This is a genomic window from Pseudarthrobacter lactosi, from assembly GCF_055412785.1.
Genome location: NZ_JBVAYS010000001.1, coordinates 1,682,900 through 1,704,698 on the forward strand (window position 1 = coordinate 1,682,900; position 21,799 = coordinate 1,704,698).

The window sequence follows — 21,799 nt, forward strand, 5'->3', positions numbered from 1 at the left end:
CAAGCCGTCCGCCGGGTGAAGTTCGGGTTAACCGGCGGTGACCTGCAGGGATGTGCGAGAGGGTTCCCCAAAAACCTGCATTTACTGAGAGAGCGTCAGTAGAAAACCCGCTTTAAGTGAGAGAGCGTTGCGTCAGGGGGCGAGCAGGGCGTGGACGCGGCGCAGGCGGGCCAGCCACCAGTCGCGGCGTTCCGCGGAAGCCGCAAACTGCTCCAGCAGCCCGGCGTCGGCGGCGACGTCGCGGAGGCGGATGGCGCCGTCGTCGGCCACTAACGGATCCAGCGTGATATCCGAGGCGAACAATGACACCGTCCCCAGCCCGCACGCGTACGGCAACTCGGGCAAGGCAGCAGCCAAAGCCAGCCCGCCGCGGATGCCCACGGAGGTGTCCAGCGCGGAACTCACGACGGCGGGGAGCCCAGCCTGCGCGACGATGTCCAGCGCGCGCCGCACTCCCCCGAGCGGCGCGACCTTAATAACCAGCAGATCGGCCGCGCCGGACCGCGCCACACGAAGCGGATCGGATTCCTTGCGCACGCTTTCGTCGGCCGCGATCAGGACCGGCGTTCCGGCGGCGCGCAGTTGGCGGCGGACCTCGGCGAGCCCCTCGATGGTGGGCACCGGCTGCTCGGCGTATTCAAGCCCGACGGCGGCGAGCCGGGTGAGCGCCTCGACGGCCTTCGCGACGTCCCACCCGCCGTTGGCGTCGACGCGGATGGCGGCGTCCGGCAGGGCGGCACGGACGGCAGCGACCCGGGCGGCGTCGTCGTCGAGCGTTTGCCCTTGCTCGGCCACCTTGATCTTAACGGCGTCCACGCGGCCGAACCGGGCCAGGACGTCGGGTACCCGGTCCGCGGAAACGGCGGGCACGGTGGCGTTGACGGGGATCATCGAACGGAGAGGTGCGGGGAACCCGTGCCAGCCGGCCTCGATTGTGGCGGCGAGCCAGCGGGAGGCCTCGGCATCGGCGTATTCGGGAAACGGGCAGAACTCGCCCCAGCCGAGCGGGCCGCGCAGCAGCAGCGTTTCGCGTTCCATGATGCCGCGGAACCTCACACGCATGGGCAGGCTGACCACATGCGCGGTGGCGAGCAGTTCGTCCAGGGCGGGGAAGGTGGCGGGCGGCAGGGCGGCGTCGGCGGGCATGCCCTTCACTGTACAAGCGGTCAGGCCCTGGCAGGTCAGGGCATCGGCGCGGAGACGGTCACCAGGAGGTCCCCCACCTGGCAGCCGAGGGCGTCGCAGATTGCTGTCAGTGTGGAGAACCTGATGGCCCTCGCGCGGTCGTTCTTGAGCACGGACAAATTCACCAGGCTGACTCCGACGATCTTGCTGAGTTCGGTCAATGTCATCCCCCGTGCTTCGAGGAGTTCATCGAGCCGGCAGTGGATGTCCGAGTCTTCGGCTGGCATCAGACCAGCCCCTCCGTGTCTGCCTGGAGCCGGCGGCCGTACTGGAAGACGCCTGCCACCAGAACCAGAACCAGGCCGGTCATCAGGGGTGCGAGGTTAAACTCGGCGGAGAAAGCGAAGGATTCACCCGGTGTGCGCCCGTTTGCCGCGATCATTTCCGCCACTCTGGCGCGGCCCCACCCGTCGACGATCTGGCCCACCGTCCCGGCCAGCGCCAGCACCGCGCCGCAGGCACCCACAATCCACACCGATCCGGGCGTGAACAGGATTGCACTGCGGAGCCGGTAGGCCAGCACGAACACCAGTGCCAGGACGGCAAGGATGCCCCCCTGGTTCAGGGCCGCACCCCAAGCCAGAAGTTCGCCTGGGCCGGCGGGCAGAACAGGAACTGTGGCTTCCAGGGCAGTGAAGTGCCCGCTGGATTCCAATTCCAATCCGCTGACAGCCCGCTGCGTTGAGGCAATGGGAAGCACGAGCGTTACCGGCCCAGTGAAATAGCCGACAATTCCTGCCACTGTCAGGACGGTGGTCAGTACCGCCGCGGCGGACGCGGCAACCATGAGGAGAATCGCGTCCGCCCTAGAGACGAATTTCTTCCCGCTAGTCTGCGGCCCTGCAGTGTCCTTGGTCAGTTTCATGGCTCCCCCAAAAAGCATTATCGACATTCGTTAATAACGACAATCGATAAGCTACCCCGACACAACACTGCCCGTCAATGCCCACCTAGATCCACTTGTTGCGCTTGAAGGTCCAGTAGAGGCCCAGCCCCATGGCAACCATCAGGGCCAGGGCAAAGGGGTAACCGAAGACCCAGTTCAGCTCGGGCATGTCAGTGAAGTTCATGCCGTAAATGGTGCCCACCAGCGTGGGTGCAAACAGAATGGCCGCCCAGGAAGAAATGCGTTTCACCTGCTCGCTCTGGGCGAAGCTGGATTCGGTGAGCCTGCGCATTTCGTCGTTCTGCCGCTGCGCCACCAACGCCGCATTTACCGCCAGGGCGTTCTGCAGCAGAGCTCGGAAGGACGCCACCCGTTCGTTCAGCCGGATCACGTGGTCCAGCACGTCGCGGAAGTGGTCCTGCAGCTCGGGGCCGGGTTCGCGCTCCGGTGTTCCGGCGGTGAGGGCCTGGAGGATGCCAACCAACGGGCTGGTGGCGCGCTGGAAGGTGATGACCTGGCGGGAAAGCTCGTAGATCCGGCGCGACACGTCCGGATCGGCGCCGAAGAGGTCGTCCTCGATCTCGTCCACATCGTTCTCCAGCCCCGCGGCCACGGGTTCGTACTCGTCCACCACCTGGTCCAGGATCCCGTACAGCACGGCCTCCGGGCCCAAGGCGAGGAACTCCGGCGTGGATTCCATCCGGTGGCGCACCCTTGCCAGGTCCGGTGATTCGGCGTGGCGGACGGTGATCACATAGTCCGCGCCGACAAAAACGTGGATCTCGCCGAAGTCCACTTTCTCCACGTCGTCGAGGTAGCGGGCGGGGCGGAGTACCAGGAAGAGGCATTCGCCGTAGTGCTCCAGCTTGGCCCGCTGGTGTCCGGCCAGGGCGTCCTCCACCGCCAGGGGGCTCAGGTCGAATTCCTCGGCCACCGACCTGATTTCCGGGGGGTCCGGGCGGTACAGTCCGATCCACGCCATTCCTTCGCGCTGCCTCAGGACGAAGTACGTCTCGTCCAGGCCTTCGGGGTCCGCCGTCCTGACCCCGTCCACGTACACCGCGTTGTCGATGATGGTCATGGCCGGGCCTCCTCGTCGGAACGTCTTGACCCCAGTGTTCCTTTCCCGCTCCCAACCGTCCAGCAGTGCGGGCAGGCTGGCGTCCAGGAAGCGCTAGCCCTCCACGGAAGCGGCAGCCCTCCACGGAGGCGGCAGCGTTCACTTGGCCCGCTGTTTACGCATGGTGTTGCTGCCCCTAGGCTGAGGCTCAACGCAGAATCCTGGAAAGTGGGTATGGCCGTGGCTGAAGGAATAAAGGCTGATCCTTGGGAGCTGGTGACGGCTCCGGGATCGTCCGGGTACACCATGTACCGGGACCCTGAAGCAGACCCACCGGCGCTGGTCTGCCAGGTCGGCTCGACCACGCTGAAGTACCACATTAAGGCCATAGAGGACCTTCACTCGTGGCTGCTGGAGCAAGGTGACTGGGTTCCGCTGGGGGCTGCCGATGAAAGCAAGCCGGCGCCGGAGGGCAGTGTCGAGGCCTGGGGCAGGGACGCTGACAACCCTATGGGCGGCTGGTACGGGCTGAGGAAGGGCTATCGCGGCCGGTTTGGGATGTATCTCCCGCCGCTCCTGGAGGCCCTGGGCCTGGCCGAACTCACGCACGAGAAGCGGAACAACGCTGTTCGGGCCCTGCCGAAACCCTGATCACCCTCCCGGAGCCAAGGCTCCCAAAACCCGGGACGGGGCCGCAGCATGGCCTCACCCGGAATGCAGGTACCGCTGCAAAAGGTATGTGGTCTGCCGGGCGCAGCGAATGATCGGGCGCAGGCGGTCCGCCGCCAGCCGGGGAAGGACCCGGGCCGGCTCAACGTCGATGCTCTCGTCGCGCAGCGACCGTTCCAGATCCATGGCTAGCCGCGCCAGCCGCTCGGCGCCCACCATCTGGCTGGAAGTCTTCAGGCTCAGGACCGCATCCATCGCACCGGTCAGGTCTCCGGTGGTCAGCGTCAGCCGCAGCTTTTCAGTCCTGTTGGGCAGGTGCTCGATGAAGTTCTGCACGAACACCTTCCACACACCGTCTTCGTCATCGAGTTCGGTGCGCAGCCTGTCCAGCACTTCCGGATCCAGGAGGGGCAGGGCGTTGCCGTCGTCCGGCGCCATGACTGTCCTTCCTGCCCCGAGAAGCGGTATACCGATGGACGTCCCGTGAGTCCCCCATTCGAAAGCTATGCGTTCGGGGATGCCGAAAGCATCAGTAGTCAGTACTCGACTTTCATCTCAGGTGGCACTGGGTGCCGTCCAGCGACCCTTCCAATGCATATCCATATGGGTATACAATTGCGGTATGGCAAGGGCAGCAACCACAACAGATGCGTTCAACGCGGTGGCTGAGCCCCGCCGTCGGGAAATCCTGGACGCCCTCACCCAAGGCGAGCGCCCGGTCAACGAACTGGTGGACCTCCTGGGCCTGGCGCAGCCGCACGTATCACGGCACTTGCGGGTGCTGCGCGAGGTGGGCGCCGTCGTCGTGCGTGACGAAGGCCGGCAGCGCCTCTACCGGCTCAATCCGCAAGCCCTCAAGCCCATCCACGACTGGGTGGCCAGCTACCAGCACCTCTGGGAGGAGCGTTTCGATCTCCTGGAGGACGTGCTGGAGGACCTCAAAGAAGAGCACTGAAAAGGAGCAGGACAATGGCACAGGCAAGCAGCACCATGGACGTGACGTTCCCCAGCGACACGGAAATCCTGATCACGCGGACCCTCAACGCACCCGCGCACCTCGTCTACCGGGCCTGGACCACCCCGGAACTCGTCAAGAAATGGTGGCCCGGCCGGCGGGGCGAGATGACGGTGGCGGACATCGACTTCCGGGTCGGCGGCGCGTGGCGGTATGTCATGGTGGCGCACGGAGAATTCGAGGTGGCCTTCCACGGCACGTACCGCGAGATTGTGCCGAACGAACGGATCGTGCACACGGAGGTCATGGAGATGCCGGGCACCGCGCCGGACAGCGTGGAGGGCGCTGTGCTCAATACGGTCACCTTTGACGAGGCCGACGGCGGCGGCACCACGGTGCGGATCCGCACCGATGCGGGGAGCAAGGAAGTCCGGGACATGATTGCGCAGTCCGGCATGGAAGGCGGCGTGCGCGAGCAGTTCGAGATCATCGAGGAGCTGGCGGCGTCCCTCACCTGACGCCTCCCCTCCCCCTCACAAAGCAACGCGGGGTCACTTCGTGCCCGATAAACGACAATTATTGGGCGGGAAGTGACCCCGCGTTTACACTTCACGGTGTGACAACCCCAACCCGCCTCGCCACTCGCCCCTCGTCAACGGTCCCCCTGTATGCGGCCGGTTTCGTCACCGCGTTCGGCGCCCACAGCATTGCCGCCGGCATGGGCGCACAGAGCGAGAACATCGGCCTGACGCTGCTCAACCTGGGCATCCTGCTGGCCCTCTACGACGTTTCCGAGGTCTTCCTCAAACCGGTCTTCGGCGCCCTGAGCGACCGGGTCGGAACCAAACCCGTGATCGTCGGCGGCCTCCTGGCCTTTGCTGTGCTGTCGCTGATCGGCCTCTGGGCGGCGGATCCGCTGATGCTGGGACTGGCACGGCTCGGGCAGGGCGCTGCGGCTTCGGCCTTCTCGCCGGCGTCGTCCGCGATGGTTGCGCGGCTGGCGGCGGGCAAGAAGGCAGGGACCTACTTTGGCCGGTACGGTTCGTGGAAGAGCCTGGGCTACGTCATCGGCCCGCTGCTGGGGGCGGGCCTGATCCTCGCGGGCGGGTTTGCCCTGCTATTCGGGGCCCTCTCGGTATTGGCGGCCGCGACCGCCTTGTGGGTGCTGGTGTCCGTTCCGCATCTGGCGCCGCTCCCCCGGCAGCGGTACACCGTTTTGGACCTTGCCCGCCAGGTCACCGAGCGGCGCTTCCTGGTTCCCACCTTGGTGCTGGCCGCCTCGACGGGAGCGCTCGGCGCGGCGATCGGATTCATCCCCGCCCTTGCCATCCGGCACGGCCTGGGCCCGGTCGCCGGCACGGCAGCAGTCAGCGTCCTGGCCATCACCTCGGTGCTCACCCAGCCCTGGATCGGCAGGCTGCGCGACGCGCACCGCATCAGCGATAACCGCGGGACGACGGCGGGACTCCTCCTTACTGCCGCCGGCGTTGCCCTCATCGCCCTCACCCCGGGTCCCGTCACGCTGTTTATTGCCGCGGCAGCCATTGGCGCGGGAGTCGGCCTGGCCACGCCGCTCGGCTTCGCGCATCTGGCCGACACCACACCACCGGAGCGCATGGGCCGGACCATGGGTTCGGCGGAGCTCGGGCGTGAACTCGGCGACGCCGGCGGGCCCCTGCTGGTGGGCGGCATCGCCACCCTCACGGCCCTGCCGTTCGGCCTCGGGGCCCTGGCGCTGCTGGTCGCAGCGGCCAGCTTGCCACGCCTTCCTGAAGCGCACCCCACAAGCAACGCGGGGTCACTTCCTGCCCGATAAACGAAGGATATTGGGCAGGAAGTGACCCCGCGTTGGATTGCTCAGTTGGGGGGAAAGGCGCGGCAGCCCCCAGGTCCGGGCACACCTCACACGCGTTAGGTAGACTGCTGAAAAGACCGCACGCGGGAGGAAACCCAGCATGAACCGCAAAGCCACAGCTCTCGACGTCGCCAAGCTCGCCGGGGTCTCCCGCAGCGCGGTGTCCCTGGTCCTGAACGGCCGCGGCGACGGGAACGTGGCCAAGGAGAGCCAGGTCCGGATCCGTGAAGCGGCCGCCACGCTGAACTACACGCCCAACGCCATCGCCGTGAGCCTGCGGAACCGCCGGTCGCGGATCATCGGAATCGTCTCGGACCAGGTGGTCACCAGCCCGTTCGACGGCAACATCATCGCCGGCGCGGATGCCGTGGCCAGGTCCCAGGGCTTTGTCACCGTGGTGATGGATACGGAGCTGGACGAGACCCGTGACGAAAGTGCCGTGGCCACGCTGCTGGACCGCCAGGTGGACGGGCTGATGTATGTCACCGTGGGCCTGCGTCCCCTGCACGTGCCGCTCAACATGCTGCGCGTGCCGTCGGTGCTGGCCAACTGCTTCGATGACCGTCCCGAGGCAGGCGTTCCCGCCGTCATTCCGGATGAGGTCCGCGGCGGCCGGGAGGCGGCAACGCACCTGCTGGAGCTTGGCCACCGGGACATCGCATTCCTCGCCGGTGACAGCATCAATCCCGCCGCCCCGCGCCGGATCCAGGGCCACCGGGACGCTTTTGAAGCCGCCGGGTTGCCGGTTCGGCCGGGCCGGATCCTTGAGGCTGGCTGGGACATCGATGCCGGGTTCCACGGCGCCATGAAACTCCTGGACGGCGTGGCTGCGCCGGACCGCCCCACCGCGATCATGTGCGCGAACGATCGGCTGGCCATCGGCGTGGTACTCGCGGCCAACCGGCTGGGCCTGGCTGTGCCTCAAGATGTCTCCGTCATGGGATACGACGACGAATTCCGCATCGCCTCCACCATGGTCCCGGCACTCACCACCATGGCCCTCCCGCTGCGGGAAATGGGCGCTGCTGCCATGACCGGGCTGCTCCATGAACTGTCGGAGGAGCCGGAGGACAACGACGACGACGGCGACGCACCCGCCGAACGCCGCCGCCCCGGCCAGACACTGGTCCCCTGCCGGCTCGTGGTGCGCGAGTCAACCGGCCCGGTCCCCGCAGGCCGGGCCTGACCCCGGCCCTGACCCAAGAGACGAACAGCGCGAACGTACACTTGACGCCCTGATTTGTTTGGAAAACAGGGCCTCAAGTGTACGTTCGCGCTTATCCCTCGGCCGGTGAGGGCCTCAAGTGTACGTTCGCGCCAAACCGTTCCCTACCGAGGCTGTTCCAGCTGCCAGATGTCCGCAGCTGCACCGTCGGGAAGCCGCAGCACCCACCGCTCGCCCGGCGCAGGATAGGCGCGCAGCGTGGTGGCCACCGAACCGCTCCGGTACACCTCCACCAGCGATGCGTCCACAAACACCCGCAGCTCCTCCCCCACAGCCAGATGCCCGCTGAACACCACTTGCTGGGCACCATCAGCAACCAGGGAAAGTTCGACGACGGCGTCCGCGGCCAACGCCGCCGGCCCACCGGAGCGGGCGGTCACCACAGCCTCGGCATACGGCGGCAGCTCAGCGCTCCCGGCAGCCTGGGACGCCAGTTGCGTGCCACGGTAGGCATCCACCTCCGGCGCGGGTGCCACGGCAAGGGAACCGTCCACCACGGACAGCAGACGCGGATGGGTGAGCACTCCGGCCCAGCCCGCGGCGTCGATCTGTTCCTGGCTGCGGCCCCGGCGGCCGTCCCGCCCCGGTCCTTCATTGGCCCAGCCCCACAGCAGTGCCTTGGGCTCCGCGAGGGCAGCAAGAGCAGAAGAAGAAGCAGGAACACCGGGAGTACCGGCGCCGGCACCGTCCTGCAGCTGCATGATCTGGGGCGCGTAGAAGTCGCGGCCCAGGTCAGACTTTCCGCCGGTCTCCGGGGAGAAGACCGGCAGCCCGGTGGCGGGATCCTCGGTCAGGGAGCCGATGAGGTGGCCTACACCGTTGGCGTGCTCGTGGTCGTCGCCGGAGAGCCACAGGGAGAACATCATGACCCACGCGTCGCCGTCGTCCCCGGAGGGCACCCGGACCAGCTGCGGGCATTCCCAGATCTCGGCCGGCGTCCGGACAGCAGCGACCGGGTTCTCGGACGTGAGCCAGATGCCCTGGTACTTCCAGTCGGACAGGTCCTCCACCGTGTACAGCAGGAGGGCCGCGTGGCCGGAGGCCAGCCCGGCGCCCTGCATGGCGTAGCGCTTGCCGTTGAAGCGGAAGATGAACGGGTCGCGAACCGCCGTGACCATGGGGTCGGCCGGCATGGACGCCGCGACATGACCGTCCTGCTTCCACGAAACGAGGTCAGCGGAACCGCGCGAGATGACCACCTGGGAGTGGCCGCCGTCGCCGCGGACGCCCGAATACGCGGCGGTGGGGACGCCGCCGTCGTCCGTCACCACACCGGTCCAACAGCCATACTCATCCGGCCCACCGGCCTGGGGACGAAGCGCCACGGGGTGCTCCTCCCAGCGGACCAGGTCCGTGGAGCTGACGTGGCCCCACGCGATCCTGTGGTGCCGTGCGGACTCGGGGTTGTACTGAAAGAAGACGTGGTACCGGCCGTTGATGTGACTGATGCCGTTGGGGTCGTTGATCCAGCCCTGCGCGGGGCGGGGGTGGAAGTGCGGGAACGCGGCGTCGGGGTGGGCGGCGGCCACATGGGCGAAGCCGGCGGCGGCGAGGTCCGGGGATGACATGGAGGAAGCCTCTCAGAAGTGTGGGTTATTTGCCGCTGCCGGCGGTGAGGCCGTCCTGCAGCGCGCGCTGGCCGAAGATGAAGACCACCAAGGCGGGGATCATGGACAGGACCACGCCGGCCAGCACCACGGAGATGCTGCCCGTGCCCAGGTTGCCCTGGAGGGAGACGAGGCCCAGCGGCAGGGTGAAGTTCTGTTCCGAGATGGTCATGATGAGCGGACGGAAGAACTCGTTCCAGTGGAAATTGAAGGCGAGGATGCCCACGATCGCCATCCCCGGGACAGCCAGCGGGGCGTACACCGAGCGGAAGGTCCGCCAGGGTGAGGCGCCGTCGATCGCTGCCGCTTCCGCAAGGTCGGTGGGCAGTCCCAGGAAGTACTGCCGCATCAGGAAGGTGCCGAACGCCGTCGGGATGGCCGGCAGGATCAGTGCCAGGAGGGTGTCCGAGAGCCCCATGCCGCGGATCAGCATAAACACGGGCACGATGGTCACCTGCACCGGCACCATCATGGTGGCCAGCACGATGGAGAACAGGGCGCCGCGGCCGCGGAACTTCAGGTTGGCGAAGGCGTAGCCGGCCATCGCGGCGGTGACCATCTGCCCCACGGCGATGAGCCCGGTGACCAGGGCGCTGTTCAGCACCAGGAGGACGATGTCCAGCTGCCGGAAGACCTGCCCGTAGGACGTGAAGTCCGGATTCCAGGGGAAGAACGACGGCGGCAGCTTGAACGATTCCGACGGCGACCGCAGCGACGTGGACAGGGTCCACATCACCGGGCCCAGGGTGAGGACGGCCGCGACCGTCAGCAGGACGATTCGGAGGACCAGGTTCCAGTTCGGCTTCCGCCGGGACCGGGCAGGCACCGCAGGGGTGCGGGTGGAGACACGCTCTGTAGTGGTAGTCATGGCTGGCCTTACTGGTAGAAGACGAATCGTTTGCTGAGCCGGAACTGCGCGGCGGTGATGGCCATGATGATGAGGGTCAGGATCACACCGATGGCCGAGGCCTCACCGAATTCCAGGCGCTGGAACGCGGATTCGAAGATCACCATCACGGCGGTGCGGGTGGAGTCCCCGGGCCCGCCGCGGGTCAGGACGTAAGGCTGGTCGAACACCTGGAGCGCGCTGATGATGGCCATCACGGACGCCAGCAGGGTGGTGGGGCTGAGCAGCGGGAACGTGACGTAGACGTGTTTGCGCCAGCCGGTGGCGCCGTCCAGCGCGGCAGCTTCATAGGTTTCCACGGGGATCGACGCCAGTCCGCCGAGGAACAGCAGGAACGAGAACCCGAAGTTCTGCCACACGTAGACAAGGATGACGACGGCGGCGGACCCGCCGGGGGTGGTCAGCCACGGCACCGCGGGGATGCCGGCGAGAGAGAGGAACCAGTTGACCACGCCGAACTGCTCGTTGAAGAGGTAGCGCATAAAGATTGACACCGAGGCGGCGGAGAGGATCAGCGGGAAGAAGAAGGCCGAGCGGAAGAAGGTCCGCAGCCAGGCGGGCATCTTCTCCTGGACCATGACGGCGAGCGCCAGGGCCAGGCCCAGCTGGAGTGCTACAGCCACAATCACAAACACGATGGTGTTCAGGAACGACACCCGGACCGTGGGGTCCTGGACCACTTCGGCGAAGTTGTCGAAGCCCACGAACGTCGGGGCGGAGATGATGTCCCAGCGGAAGAACGCCAGGACCACCGACGCCGCGATGGGCACCAGGGTGAACAGGCCCATGCCCAGGATGGTGGGGGCCAGGAAGATCCAGGCGAGCCAGCGCTGGCTGTGCCGGCCGGACGCGGTCTGCGACGTGGCGGGCGTTCCCGGTTTGGCGGGCTTGGCGGCTTTATTCGGCCGGTCCCGGCGAGGGGTGGTGGTACTCATGACTGCCTCCTCAGGGCCAGTTCAAGATCGCGCTGCATGGACTCGAGGGCCTGCTTGAGCTGGCGCTCATCGCCGCTGACGGCCAGCGAGACGTTTTTCATCAGGGCCGTTTCGACGGCGGCCTGCTGGGGCGGCGCCGGAATGGGGCCGGTGGTGGGGTACTTGTCCAGCGTGTCGTAGAAGACCTTCCAGTGCGCCGGACCTTTGCCCGCGTACAGGGCCTCGTTGACCATGGAGCGGCGGGCCGGGGTGGTGACCGGGTTGGGGAAGATCAGTTCCATGGCTTCACGGCTGGCACTGAACTTGATCCATTCCCAGGCGGCGTCCTTGTCCTTGGCGGTTTTCATAATGGCGTAGCCGGCGGTGCCGAACTGGTGCCGCTGGCCCCGCCACTTGGGGAAGAACGCCACGTCGTAGTCGTTCTCCTTCATGCCGGCCTCGTGCAGGCCCTGGACCCAGTAGCCGCCGGCCGGGGTGGTGCCGATCCGGTTGGAGGCGAAGAGCCCCACCAGGGAACTGCCGCCGCCTTCTTCGGGCCGGACGCCGAGGCCGTCCTTGACCAGGCCGCGGAGGTAGTCGAAGGTTTCGAACACGCGCGGGTCGTCGGCGTTGGGTTCCAGCCATTGGTAGCCGCCGGAGCGCAGGTTGCGGGAGGGATCGTTGGCGTAGAAGGAGTCCCAGAGCCAGTCCCCGCCGGTGGAGCGGGTTTCCTTCAGGAAGCTGGTGTCGTTGGCGTAGAGCCAGGGCACCACGCCGCCGAAGAGCCGGTTGGTCCAGTAGTACGGGGTGAAGTCGGACGGCCGGGCCTTGCGCATCGCGGCGAGGTTGTTGCGGAAGTCCACGTTGGTCCAGTCGTCCGCCGGGCGCTCCAGTCCTGCCTGCGCGAAGGCGGTGGTGTTGTAGTACATGTTGGCGGCGTTCCAGTCCATGGGGAGCTGGAAGAGGCTGCCCTTGTACATAAAGGCTTCCACCAGGCTGGGGTGGACGTCGTCGAAGAACTCGGCCATGTCCGCGGCGTCGCGGCGCAGGTATTCGTCCAGCGGGTGGGCCAGCTTGTCCGCGAAGAGCTGCGCGCCCTCGGTGGCCACGTAGACCACGTCCGGCGGTGTGCCCGCGGCCACCATGGTGAGGATCTTGGTGAAGAAGTCTTTCCAGTCCACGGCCTGGATGGCCTGGACCTTGACCCGGATGTCCGGGTGGAGGCGGGTGAACGCGTCGATGGCACGCTGGCGCGCGGCGGCATCGGCGGCGGTCCCCATGATGGCAATGCTGAGGCTGTTGTCGCCCCGCCCGGGAATGTCGGCTCCGGAGAGCCGGGGCCACGATGCCGCCGTCGCTCCCACAATTCCTACTCCCAGGGCACCCAGGGCGGTCCGGCGTGAGAATTCACGCAGGCGGCCAGTTGTGGCACCGGTCATGTCAATTTCCTTCCTAACACGTGCGAGGCAGCTTAGATCGCGGACCTAACACGTGTCAAGTGTCACGTTTATTCTGGCGCGGGCTCCGAAACAACCTCCCAGTTTTCTGTGACACCCTTAAACGATGACCATTCCACGCCAGGCACCACCGCGGACCCCTGCCCGCCCCACCCCGGGCTCCGGCTTTATGTTCGCGTTCGCCTGGCTCGCCTGTGTGGTGGGCCTGATCGCCACCTACTACTACTTCGTCCAGACCACCACGGGCCAGTTCATCGATGAATCCGCGCTGGTCGAGGCCGTGGACATCCACGGACCTGCGGGCAAGGCAGCCACCGAGTTCCTGGACTGGCTGCCCACCATCTCACTGGTGGTGGCCGCCGTCGTGCTCCTGTTTGTCACGGTCATCCGACGGCGGTGGACGGCTGCGGGGATTGCCGTCGCCGCGTGCATCGGCGCGAATGTCGCCACTCAGGTCCTGAAGGAAGTGCTGCCCGTGCGTCCGGACAAGGGCGTAGTGACGCTGGAGCTGAACTCCCTGCCGTCCGGTCACACCACGCTGGCGGCGTCGGCTGCGGCGGCCGTGTTCCTGTTGGCTTCACCGCGGTGGCGTCCGCTGGCCGGTTTTGTGGGCGGCACCTTCGCAATCGCCTCCGGCGTATCTACCTTGATCAACCAGTGGCACCGCCCGGCCGACGTCGTCGCGGCTTTCCTTCTGGTGGGCGCGTTTATGATCCCCGCCGGCTGGCTGATCATCCGGAATGGCGCCGCATGGAACGTGTGGGACGGCTTTGGCACGCACCTGGGCTCGGCCAAGATATGGCTCACGCTGCCGGTGGTGATCGGGCTCGTGTCGGCGGGGGTCGCCGTTTATTCGCTGGCCAAGATCGCCCCGGGGCCGCTTCAGGAGGACAGCACCACCAACTACTTCTGGGCCGGGATCTCGCTCATCGTGATCGCCGGGTACCTGGCCACCGTGGCCACCACGTCACTGTTCGCATATGCCGCACGACGGCGGGCCTCACCAACGCGCTGAGCGCGCCTGTCAACGGACTACTTCGGCGGCGCGCCCGGCCTCAGTGGCCAATCAGTACCCGCTCAGGCCACTGGGAAGCGGAACCTACCGCCGGAAGTATCCCCCAACATCGGCCAGCAAGTGGGTCGGTGCGGAGGACCTGTTGAACAAGATCACTTTGCCGTCCGCGCCCACGGGCACGGTGACAGAGTTAGCAACGATCTCCCCGGCTGCGAAGTTCACGTTGGACGCGTTCGGCAGGGACGTCCCGGAGGCGTAGGCCGTGGCGAAGCCGAAGGATTTCGCTTCCGCCACGGTCATATTGAACACGACGGCCGAGACCCCATTCGGGATCCCGTTCACGCCGGCCACCTGGAAGGACACGGACGAATCCGGGGCCACGCTGGTGGATTTCCGGGTGTCAAGGAACCGGGACGGCACCACGGACTGGAATGTTCCCGGCGCCACGGCAGTCCCCGCCAGATAGTACCCTGCCACGTCCGCCAGCAAGTGTGTGATCCCGTCGGAACGGCTGAACAGGGTGACTTTGCCGTCGGCCCCCACGGGAACAGTCACCAGGTTCGGCACAATTTGGCCGCCTGCGAAGTTCACGTTGGAGACGTTCGGACGGGTTGTTCCGGACGGATAGGCCGACACAAATCCGGAGGTGGCGGCGTCGGCCACGGTGAGGTTGAACACGACGGCGGATACCCCGGCGGGGATGCCGTTCCGGCCTGCCACCTGGAAGGAGATCTCCGTGTCGGGCGCCACGGGAGCGTAGGTCCGGGTGTCTAGGAAGCGTGCGGGTGCGGTGGACACAAAAGCGCCTGGCGTGGTCGGTGCCACTGGCATGTAGTACCCGGAAATGTCAGCCAGCAGGTGGGTGGTGCCGGAGGACCTGTTGAAAAGGGAGATCTTGCCGTCGGCGCCTAGCGGAACAGTCACCGCGTTCGCCACGATCTCGCCGGCACTGAAGTTCACGTTGGAGGCGTTGGGCCGGGACGTACCGGAAGCATAGGCCGTCACGAAGCCGTAGGACTGCGCTTCGGCCACGGTCAGGTTGAGCACCACAGCGGTAGCGTTGGCCGGGACCCCGCCGACGCCGGCCAGCTGGAGAACCGCAACAGAATCCGCAGCCACTGCGGGTCCGTTCCGTGTGTCCATCGCGCGGAACGGCGTAACCGGTTTGAAGACGCCGGCCAGCACCGGAGCAGGAGGAGGCACGCCGGCTGCCAGGGCTGCGGCCGCATTGACCAGGCCAGCTCCGCAGCCGCCGGTGCAGCCTGCAGGGAGCGCGCGGGCGGTGTCCTTCAGCCGTTGCTCCACAGCGACCGGCGAAAATTTCGCGCCAAGCTGGGACATGAGCAGGGCGGCGGCTCCCGAGACGTGCGCCGCTGCCATCGACGTTCCCTGGAGGTACTCGTAGGCGTTGTCCTCCGGCGTCGTGCTTCCACTGTTCGATGTGGAGAGGATGCCGTCGGCTAAGCCCGCGGTCGTATCGCCGCCGGGGGCAGTGACGTCGACGGCGGATCCGTAGTTGGAGTACGGAGCCCGGCCGCCGTTGCGGCCGCTGGCCGCCACGGCGATGACGTTCTGGCAATTGGCAGGGCTTACATCGGACGCGGGCCGGTTGGCGTTGCCGGCGGCCACGACCACCGCGGCGCCTGCGCTGGTGGCAAAGTCGATGGCCCGCTGGTAGGTGGTTGAGCATGGCACCAAGCCGCCCAGGCTCATGTTGATGACGCGGGCCGGGTTGGGGTTCAGCGGGGAGCCCGGCACCGTGCCGCCGGCGGCCCAGATGATCGAGTCCGTGACGTCGGAGGAGTACCCGCCGCACGAGCCCAGGGCACGCACGGGGAGGATTTTGGCTTTCGGGGCAACCCCGCTCATCACGGCGTTACCATTGACGGCTGCGGCGATGGTGCCGGCAACGTGCGTTCCGTGCCACGAGGAGATGCCGGCGGGAGTGCCGGTTCCGCAAAGATCTGGGGTGGCCCAGTCGCCTTCGTCACGGGGGTTGGCGTCCCGGCCGTCGCCGTCGCGGGAGTGGGCTGTGCTGGAGATCATGTCGTAGCCCGGCAGCACGTTGGCGTCGAGGTCCATGTGCGGGGTGATTCCGGTGTCCACCACGGCCACCACCACGCCTTCGCCGCGGCTGATGTCCCAGGCATCGGGCGCCCGGATTCCGCCGGTTTCCTCCCAGAGGCCCCACTGGTAAAGGTAGCCGCCGGTCTGGGGGTCCGTCGCCGCGACGTGCATGCGGGTGTCGGCTTCGGCGTACTCCACTGCGGGATCCGCCCGGAGGGCGGCGAGGAAGGTCTCCGCATCGGAAGCGGGCAGCATCCGGTCGGTCTTAACGATCCGGGCGCCGCTGGCGGTGGCGCGCATATCTCTGGCACGGACTCCCAGCCGCATCGCGGACTCAGCGGCCGCTGTTCCGGGAGCGGCCGACGTCGGGTCCTCTTTTTGCTTGAACCCGACGATGAACTGGTCGGTGGGCTCAGCCGTAGCCGCTGTGCGTGCGGGTTCTGTCCGGGGGTGGAGACCGACGGCGGTGGCCGAGGCAGGGAGTGCCGCCACTCCCCCGGTGGCCAGGGCAGCCACCACGGCGATGGTGGCGGCTTTGAGGGCCATGGCACCCACTGTTCCAAGCATGTCGTGGCGTCCTTTGAGACGGGTGCCGGCCGCGATGGGGGCCAACACGCAAACGGCTGGGAATCCCAGCCGACCCCCGCGCTTAGTGTAGCCGGGGGCTGCAGGGAAGGCACCTCCCCTTCGGCCCCTAACTGCGGCGCGGGGCCACGATGCTACGGAAGGAAGTACCCGGACACGTCAGCAAGCAGATGCGTCGGTGCCGAGGACCTGTTGAACAACGTCACCTTGCCGTCGGCCCCCACCGGCACCGTCACCGAGTTCGCCAGGATCTCGCCTGCACCGAAGTTCACGTTGGAGGCATTGGGCCGGGACGTCCCGGACGCGAAGGCCGTCGCGAAGCCGAACGACTTCGCCTCCGCCACGGTCATGTTGAACACCACGGCGGACACCCCGTTCGGGACCCCGTTGACGCCACCCACCTGGAAGGACACGGACGAATCCGCTCCCACACTGACCGAATTGCGGGTGTCCAGGAACCGGGACGGCACCACGGACTGGAACGTTCCCGGGGCCGCTGCGGTGCCCGCCAGGTAGTAGCCGGAGACGTCTGCCAGCAAATGCGTCGGTGCCGATGACCGGTTGAACAGGGTGACTCTGCCGTCAGCGCCCACCGGAACGGTCACCGAGTTCGGCACGATCTGGCCGGCCCCGAAGTTCACGTTGGACGCGTTTGGCCGGGCGGCCCCCGACGGGTACGCCGTGACGAACCCGAACGACCTTGCCTCGGCGACCGTCAGGTTGAACACCACGGCCGAGACCTGCGCCGGAATGCCGTTGGCCCCGGCCACCTGGAAGGACACGGACGAGTCCGCGTTCACCGGGACGGAGTCCCTGGTATCGAGGAACCGCTTGGGTGCTACGGCTTGGAACGCCCCGGCTGCGGACGGCGTCCCGGGGAGGTAATACCCGGACACATCGGCCAGCATGTGCGTGGTCCCGGAGGACCGGTTGAACAGGGTGACTCTGCCGTCAGCGCCCACCGGAACGGTCACCGAGTTCGGCACGATCTGGCCGGCCCCGAAGTTCACGTTGGACGCGTTTGGCCGGGCAGCCCCCGACGGGTACGCCGTGACGAACCCGAACGACTTCGCCTCAGCCACCGTCAGGTTGAACACCACCGCCGAGACCTGTGCCGGAATGCCGTTGGCCCCGGCCACCTGGAAGGACACGGACGAGTCCGGACCCACCGGGGCACCGCTGCGCGTGTCAAGGGCACGGAACGGTGCCACCGGCTTCAGGGCCCCGGGCACTGGAGCCCACGTCGTCTTGAACGTGTGGGACCACTCCGCTGACGCACCAGACGCCAGCACATAATCGGTCTTCGCCCGCGCCGACACCGTCACCGAGCCGGAGCCCCGGTGAGCGCCGGCTGCTTTGACGGAGCCGCCGACCAGATACTCCACACCCTCAGTCGAGGGAACCGTATAAGAGTCCGACGCCGTCCCATCGTTATCAGCAAACGTCACCACAGCCGGGGTCACCGGATACGGGGTCGTCTTGAACGTGTGGGACCACTGCGCTGACGCACCAGACGCCAGCACATAATCCGTCTTCGCCCGCGCCGACACCGTCACCGAGCCGGAGCCCGGGTGAGCGCCTACTGCTTTGACGGAGCCGCCGACCAGATACTCCACACCCTCAGTCGAGGGAACCGTATAAGAGTCCGACGCCGTCCCATCGTTATCAGCAAACGTCACCACAGCCGGGGTCACGACTTCCGCATCCGATGTGAACGTTTTGCTCCACTCGGCCACGGCCCCTTCGGGGAAGAAATAGTCGGCCTTGGCCCGAGCAGTGACGGTCACCGTCCCTGCACCTGGGTATGTCCCGGCGTCTACGACAGCACCACCAACGGCGTACTCAACTCCGTCAACGGCGGGGATGGTGTATGTGTCGCGGGATGTTCCACCTAAGTCCGAAAACCCGACAGGAGGCGGCGTGGCGCTAAAGGGCGACGCCTTGAAAGTGGTCCACCAGCTACGGGTAGCTGATGAATATAGTTCGTAATACTGAAAAGCCCGCGCGTTCACCAGTACCGTACCTTCGCCGGGATAGGTTCCGGCGTCAATCACAACGCCGTCGCGGTAATAGACAGCTCCCGGCGACGACGGCACAATAAATTGATCCTCGGCGGTACCGTCTTGGTCGATGAAAGTCACGGGTTCGGGTATCACGTTCGCGTTCCAACGTATAGATACCGGCCCAACCGCGGGGGAAAGCCGTGATTCGGTTGTGTAGCCTTGCAGGCTCCCGGTAACTTCTACGCTGATGTTATCGCCGACTTCATAAATTGTGGGCGAAAAATTGCGTCCTGTGGCCCCAGCAATCGGGCTACTATTCGCGAACCATTGGTACGAGAAGTCAACTTCAGTGGGACTCCATTCCCCATGCTGTGCGGTGAGTTGGCCTTCGTAGGACAAAGTGCCAGTAATAAATGGGCTGCCGGCTTCGATGGGGAGAGTGGGGACGGACGTCGCGTCAAACGTGTGTGACCACTCCGTTACGGCTCCTTCGGCGAAGACGTACCCCGGGGAAGCGCTCGCCCGTACCATGACTGTCCCCGTGCCGGAATACGTGCCTGCCGAAGTGGCCATGGCGCCGACAGAATATTGGGCGCCGTCTGACGTCGGAACGGCAAATGTGTCGTTGAGTGTTCCATCGGCGTCGTTGAACGTTACGGGCAAGGGCGTCACCCGGATATCGGGAACGTCAACGGCTACGGCTGCCGCCGCGTCAACCAGGCCTGAACCGCAGCCCACCCAGCAAAAAGTAGGCAACGGCCGCGAGGTCTCCTTCAACCTGGCCTCGATCTTCGCCGGCGTCATCGTGGCGCCCATCTGGGATTTCAGGAGGGCAGCAACGCCCGCCACGTGCGGGGCGGCCATGGACGTTCCCTGCAGGAACTCATATGCCTCTTCTTCAGCCGTTGTCGATCCAAAGTTGGAGGTGGAAAGGATCCCGCTGTAGGTGTCCGATGACATGTCACCGCCCGGGGCCGTCACATCCACAGCAGTGCCGTAGTTGGAGTAAGGAGCACGGGCGCCGGTTGGGCCACTGGCAGCAACGGTGATGACATTCGGGCAGTTCGCCGGCGTTGAATCCGCTGCAGGCCGGTTGGAATTCCCGGCGGACACCACAACGGCTGCGCCGGAGTTAACGGCGAAGTTGATGGCATTCTGGTAGCTGATGGAGCAGGCGTTGATCCCGCCCAGGCTCAGGTTGATCACCTGCGCGGGGTTCCGATTGACAGGGGCACCGGCCACCAGGCCTCCCGCCGCCCAGACGATGGCATCCGCGATGTCCGACGAGTAGCCGCCGCACGCACCCAGCGCCCGCATTGGAAGGATTTTCGCCTCGGGGGCAACCCCGGTCACACCGATTCCGTTATTGCCGATCGCCGCGATGGTGCCTGCAACGTGGGTTCCATGCCACGAGGAGATCCCGCCTGCATTGGTCGACGTGCATTGGCCGGCGTCGACCCAGTCACCTTCGTCGGTGGGGTCCGCATCCCGTCCGTTGCCATCCCGGGCGGCAGCAGCGCTGGCGATCATGTCGTAGCCGGGAAGCACATTTGCATCCAGTTCGCTGTGGCTCGTGATGCCGGTATCCACAACGGCCACAACAACGCCTGCGCCGCGGGTGACGCCCCAGGCGCCCGGCGCGCGCAAGGAGCCCGGTTCCTTCCACAGGTCCCACTGGAGCGAGTAGAGTCCGTCGTTCGGCTCCACTGATGTGGGATGCATGATGGCGTCAGGTTCGGCGTACTCGACGTCGGGGTCAGACCTCAGTGCGGCCAGGAAACCTTCCGCCTCTGCCTGGGGAAGGGGCCGGTCCGTCTTGACCACCTGGGCACCGGCGGATGTCGGACGGAGTCGCTGCGCGCCAACCCCGGTCTTGGCAGTCGCTTGGCCGGCGGCGTTGCCAGCTTCAACGGAAGCTGTGCCCGCGTTGGCCTTGATCCCCACAATGAATTGGTCAGTGGCCACGTCGGCGGGGGCCGCGACCGAATGCGGGACGCTCGGCTTGATACCGTCTGCGTCTGCGCGGGCCGGGAGTGCGGCAATTCCGCCGCCAACAAGAACTGTGGCTACGCTGAGCCCGAGGACGGCAAGAGTCCGGGCACGTAAATATGAAGGCATCTCGGGAATCCCTATGAAGCGGCTCCCGCAACATACGGGGGGAGCGGTCGTCGGAGACCACCAACTGACCCCCGGAGCGATTCTAACCAGAACTTGCAGGTTCAATGAACTAAGACGCGCTGCCCTGGATGACCAGACGATGCGTCGCCCTGTTGCCGCGTGCCCGTCCTGCCACTAGCCTCACTGCATGAGGCAACCGGATCCCGGGTCTGAGAGCGCGCCGTTGCCCTCTGCGTCGGCGCCCGAACAGATACCCCAGGCCGGTGGAAAGCGCCGTTCTGATGTTGCGTATCGCCGGCTCAATCTTTTCCTGGCACTTGGCCTGGTTGCCGCCGTCGCATATGTCTTCCGGACACTGGCCCCGTCCTCCACTGCGGGCATCGAGGGCGCCGCCCGGGACTTCTTCACCCTCTCGATCAGCGTGATTATCGAGTCGCTGCCTTTTGTGTTTCTCGGGATCCTGGTCTCGATTCTCGTGCAGGTCTGGTTGCCTCCGGATTTCCTGTTCCGCCGGCTCCCTGCCCGCCCGGTCCTCAGGCGGATGGTTCTCTCGCTGTTGGGAATGCTCATGCCGGTGTGTGAGTGCGGGAACGTGCCCATGGCGCGGGGGCTGATGCTGAAGGGGCTCAGCGTCGGAGAGTCCATGACGTTCCTCTTCGCGGCGCCCATCCTGAACCCCGTCACCATCATCACCACCCAGCAGGCGTTCGGCTGGGACAGCGGCATTCTCGCCTGGCGGATCGCCGGCGGATTCCTCATCGCGAACCTTATCGGCTGGATCTACAGCCGCCACAGGGAACCCCACCGCCTGCTCACGGCAAGGTTCGAAGCGGCCTGCAAGTCGGACGAACATCTACATTCACCCCAGGGGAAGCTGCGGCAAAGCGTTGACCTCTTCCAGCGCGAAGCGAACGCCATGATGCCGGCGCTCTTCATCGGCGCCGGCCTGGCCGGGCTCATCCAGGTGGGCATCCCGCGGAACATTCTGGTGGCCCTCGGCAGCGATCCGCTGTGGTCGGTGCTGGCCCTCATGCTGCTGGCCTTTGTGGTCTCGATCTGCTCCACCGTTGACGCCTTCTTCGTCCTCTCCTTCGGGGCCACGTTCCTGCCCGGATCGATCGTGGCGTTCCTGGTCTTCGGCCCGATGATCGATGTGAAGATGCTCGCCCTGCTGCGGACCACCTTCACGGCCCGCACCCTCCTGCAACTGACCGTACTCATCGCGCTCTGCGCTGCGGTACTCGGCTGGGGGGTCAACCTTGCTTTCTAAAGGGTTCGCGGGGCGGCATGG

General features: G+C 66.3%; 18 protein-coding genes. 7 read left to right on the top strand and 11 right to left on the bottom strand.

Annotation, left to right across the window (positions count from 1 at the left end; translation table 11 throughout):
• Positions 1-132 precede the first annotated feature (132 nt).
• The 4 genes from ACZY0Q_RS07760 to ACZY0Q_RS07775 all read right to left on the bottom strand — a co-directional run bounded on the left by ACZY0Q_RS07760 (position 133) and on the right by ACZY0Q_RS07775 (position 3,152).
• On the bottom strand, positions 133-1,146 hold the full coding sequence (locus tag ACZY0Q_RS07760; RefSeq protein ID WP_463915650.1) for an o-succinylbenzoate synthase: 1,014 nt from the start codon (positions 1,144-1,146) through the stop codon (positions 133-135).
• Between the two features lie 35 nt (positions 1,147-1,181).
• Complete coding sequence (locus ACZY0Q_RS07765; protein WP_463915651.1) at positions 1,182-1,412, bottom strand: helix-turn-helix domain-containing protein; 231 nt, start codon at positions 1,410-1,412, stop codon at positions 1,182-1,184.
• Entirely contained in the window at positions 1,412-2,050 is a 639-nt protein-coding gene (locus ACZY0Q_RS07770) for a hypothetical protein (RefSeq protein WP_463915652.1), read from the bottom strand. The genes ACZY0Q_RS07765 and ACZY0Q_RS07770 overlap by 1 nt, the downstream gene beginning before the upstream one ends.
• Positions 2,051-2,135: 85 nt before the next feature.
• A complete protein-coding gene (locus ACZY0Q_RS07775; RefSeq protein ID WP_463915653.1) occupies positions 2,136-3,152 on the bottom strand; it encodes a magnesium and cobalt transport protein CorA in 1,017 nt (338 codons plus the stop codon).
• Positions 3,153-3,371: 219 nt separating this feature from the next.
• Here ACZY0Q_RS07775 and ACZY0Q_RS07780 point away from each other — a divergent pair, with 219 nt between their 5' ends.
• Positions 3,372-3,782 (top strand): DUF6855 family protein, encoded by a 411-nt coding sequence (locus tag ACZY0Q_RS07780; RefSeq protein WP_463915654.1) that lies wholly within the window; start codon positions 3,372-3,374, stop codon positions 3,780-3,782.
• 54 nt (positions 3,783-3,836) lie between these two features.
• Here the strand turns inward: ACZY0Q_RS07780 and ACZY0Q_RS07785 are convergent, their stop codons facing one another.
• Positions 3,837-4,238 (bottom strand): Hpt domain-containing protein, encoded by a 402-nt coding sequence (locus ACZY0Q_RS07785; protein ID WP_463915655.1) that lies wholly within the window; start codon positions 4,236-4,238, stop codon positions 3,837-3,839.
• Between the two features lie 184 nt (positions 4,239-4,422).
• Between ACZY0Q_RS07785 and ACZY0Q_RS07790 the strand changes: the two genes are divergently transcribed.
• The 4 genes from ACZY0Q_RS07790 to ACZY0Q_RS07805 all read left to right on the top strand — a co-directional run bounded on the left by ACZY0Q_RS07790 (position 4,423) and on the right by ACZY0Q_RS07805 (position 7,796).
• Positions 4,423-4,755, top strand: coding sequence for an ArsR/SmtB family transcription factor (locus ACZY0Q_RS07790; protein ID WP_463915656.1), 333 nt, complete (start codon positions 4,423-4,425; stop codon positions 4,753-4,755).
• A gap of 14 nt (positions 4,756-4,769) precedes the next feature.
• On the top strand, positions 4,770-5,273 hold the full coding sequence (locus ACZY0Q_RS07795) for an SRPBCC family protein (RefSeq protein WP_463915658.1): 504 nt from the start codon (positions 4,770-4,772) through the stop codon (positions 5,271-5,273).
• A gap of 98 nt (positions 5,274-5,371) precedes the next feature.
• On the top strand, positions 5,372-6,571 hold the full coding sequence (locus tag ACZY0Q_RS07800; RefSeq protein ID WP_463915660.1) for an MFS transporter: 1,200 nt from the start codon (positions 5,372-5,374) through the stop codon (positions 6,569-6,571).
• 139 nt (positions 6,572-6,710) lie between these two features.
• Positions 6,711-7,796, top strand: coding sequence for a LacI family DNA-binding transcriptional regulator (locus tag ACZY0Q_RS07805; RefSeq protein ID WP_463915661.1), 1,086 nt, complete (start codon positions 6,711-6,713; stop codon positions 7,794-7,796).
• A 143-nt stretch (positions 7,797-7,939) separates the two neighbouring features.
• On the opposite strand, the gene ACZY0Q_RS07810 is transcribed toward ACZY0Q_RS07805, so the two are convergent.
• The 4 genes from ACZY0Q_RS07810 to ACZY0Q_RS07825 are packed head-to-tail and all read right to left on the bottom strand — an operon-like array spanning position 7,940 to position 12,702.
• The gene (locus tag ACZY0Q_RS07810) at positions 7,940-9,403 is read right to left on the bottom strand and encodes a glycoside hydrolase family 32 protein (RefSeq protein WP_463915662.1); all 1,464 of its coding nucleotides are present in this window, start codon (positions 9,401-9,403) and stop codon (positions 7,940-7,942) included.
• A gap of 25 nt (positions 9,404-9,428) precedes the next feature.
• On the bottom strand, positions 9,429-10,310 hold the full coding sequence (locus tag ACZY0Q_RS07815) for a carbohydrate ABC transporter permease (protein ID WP_463915664.1): 882 nt from the start codon (positions 10,308-10,310) through the stop codon (positions 9,429-9,431).
• Positions 10,311-10,318: 8 nt separating this feature from the next.
• A complete protein-coding gene (locus tag ACZY0Q_RS07820) occupies positions 10,319-11,284 on the bottom strand; it encodes a carbohydrate ABC transporter permease (protein WP_463915665.1) in 966 nt (321 codons plus the stop codon).
• Entirely contained in the window at positions 11,281-12,702 is a 1,422-nt protein-coding gene (locus tag ACZY0Q_RS07825) for an extracellular solute-binding protein (protein ID WP_463915666.1), read from the bottom strand. The genes ACZY0Q_RS07820 and ACZY0Q_RS07825 overlap by 4 nt, the downstream gene beginning before the upstream one ends.
• A 124-nt stretch (positions 12,703-12,826) precedes the next feature.
• Here ACZY0Q_RS07825 and ACZY0Q_RS07830 point away from each other — a divergent pair, with 124 nt between their 5' ends.
• Entirely contained in the window at positions 12,827-13,735 is a 909-nt protein-coding gene (locus ACZY0Q_RS07830; protein WP_463915667.1) for a phosphatase PAP2 family protein, read from the top strand.
• 84 nt (positions 13,736-13,819) lie between these two features.
• On the opposite strand, the gene ACZY0Q_RS07835 is transcribed toward ACZY0Q_RS07830, so the two are convergent.
• Together ACZY0Q_RS07835 and ACZY0Q_RS07840 are read right to left on the bottom strand one after the other, a co-directional pair.
• Positions 13,820-16,369: a S8 family serine peptidase gene (locus ACZY0Q_RS07835; protein ID WP_463915668.1), complete on the bottom strand. Its 2,550-nt coding sequence runs from the start codon at positions 16,367-16,369 to the stop codon at positions 13,820-13,822.
• Positions 16,370-16,521: 152 nt separating this feature from the next.
• Positions 16,522-20,508 carry a S8 family peptidase gene (locus ACZY0Q_RS07840; RefSeq protein WP_463915670.1) on the bottom strand — a complete coding sequence of 1,329 codons (3,987 nt, stop codon included), beginning with the start codon at positions 20,506-20,508 and terminating at the stop codon, positions 16,522-16,524.
• Positions 20,509-20,695: 187 nt separating this feature from the next.
• On the opposite strand from ACZY0Q_RS07840, the gene ACZY0Q_RS07845 reads away from it, so the two are divergent.
• The gene (locus ACZY0Q_RS07845) at positions 20,696-21,778 is read left to right on the top strand and encodes a permease (protein ID WP_463915671.1); all 1,083 of its coding nucleotides are present in this window, start codon (positions 20,696-20,698) and stop codon (positions 21,776-21,778) included.
• Positions 21,779-21,799: the final 21 nt, after the last annotated feature.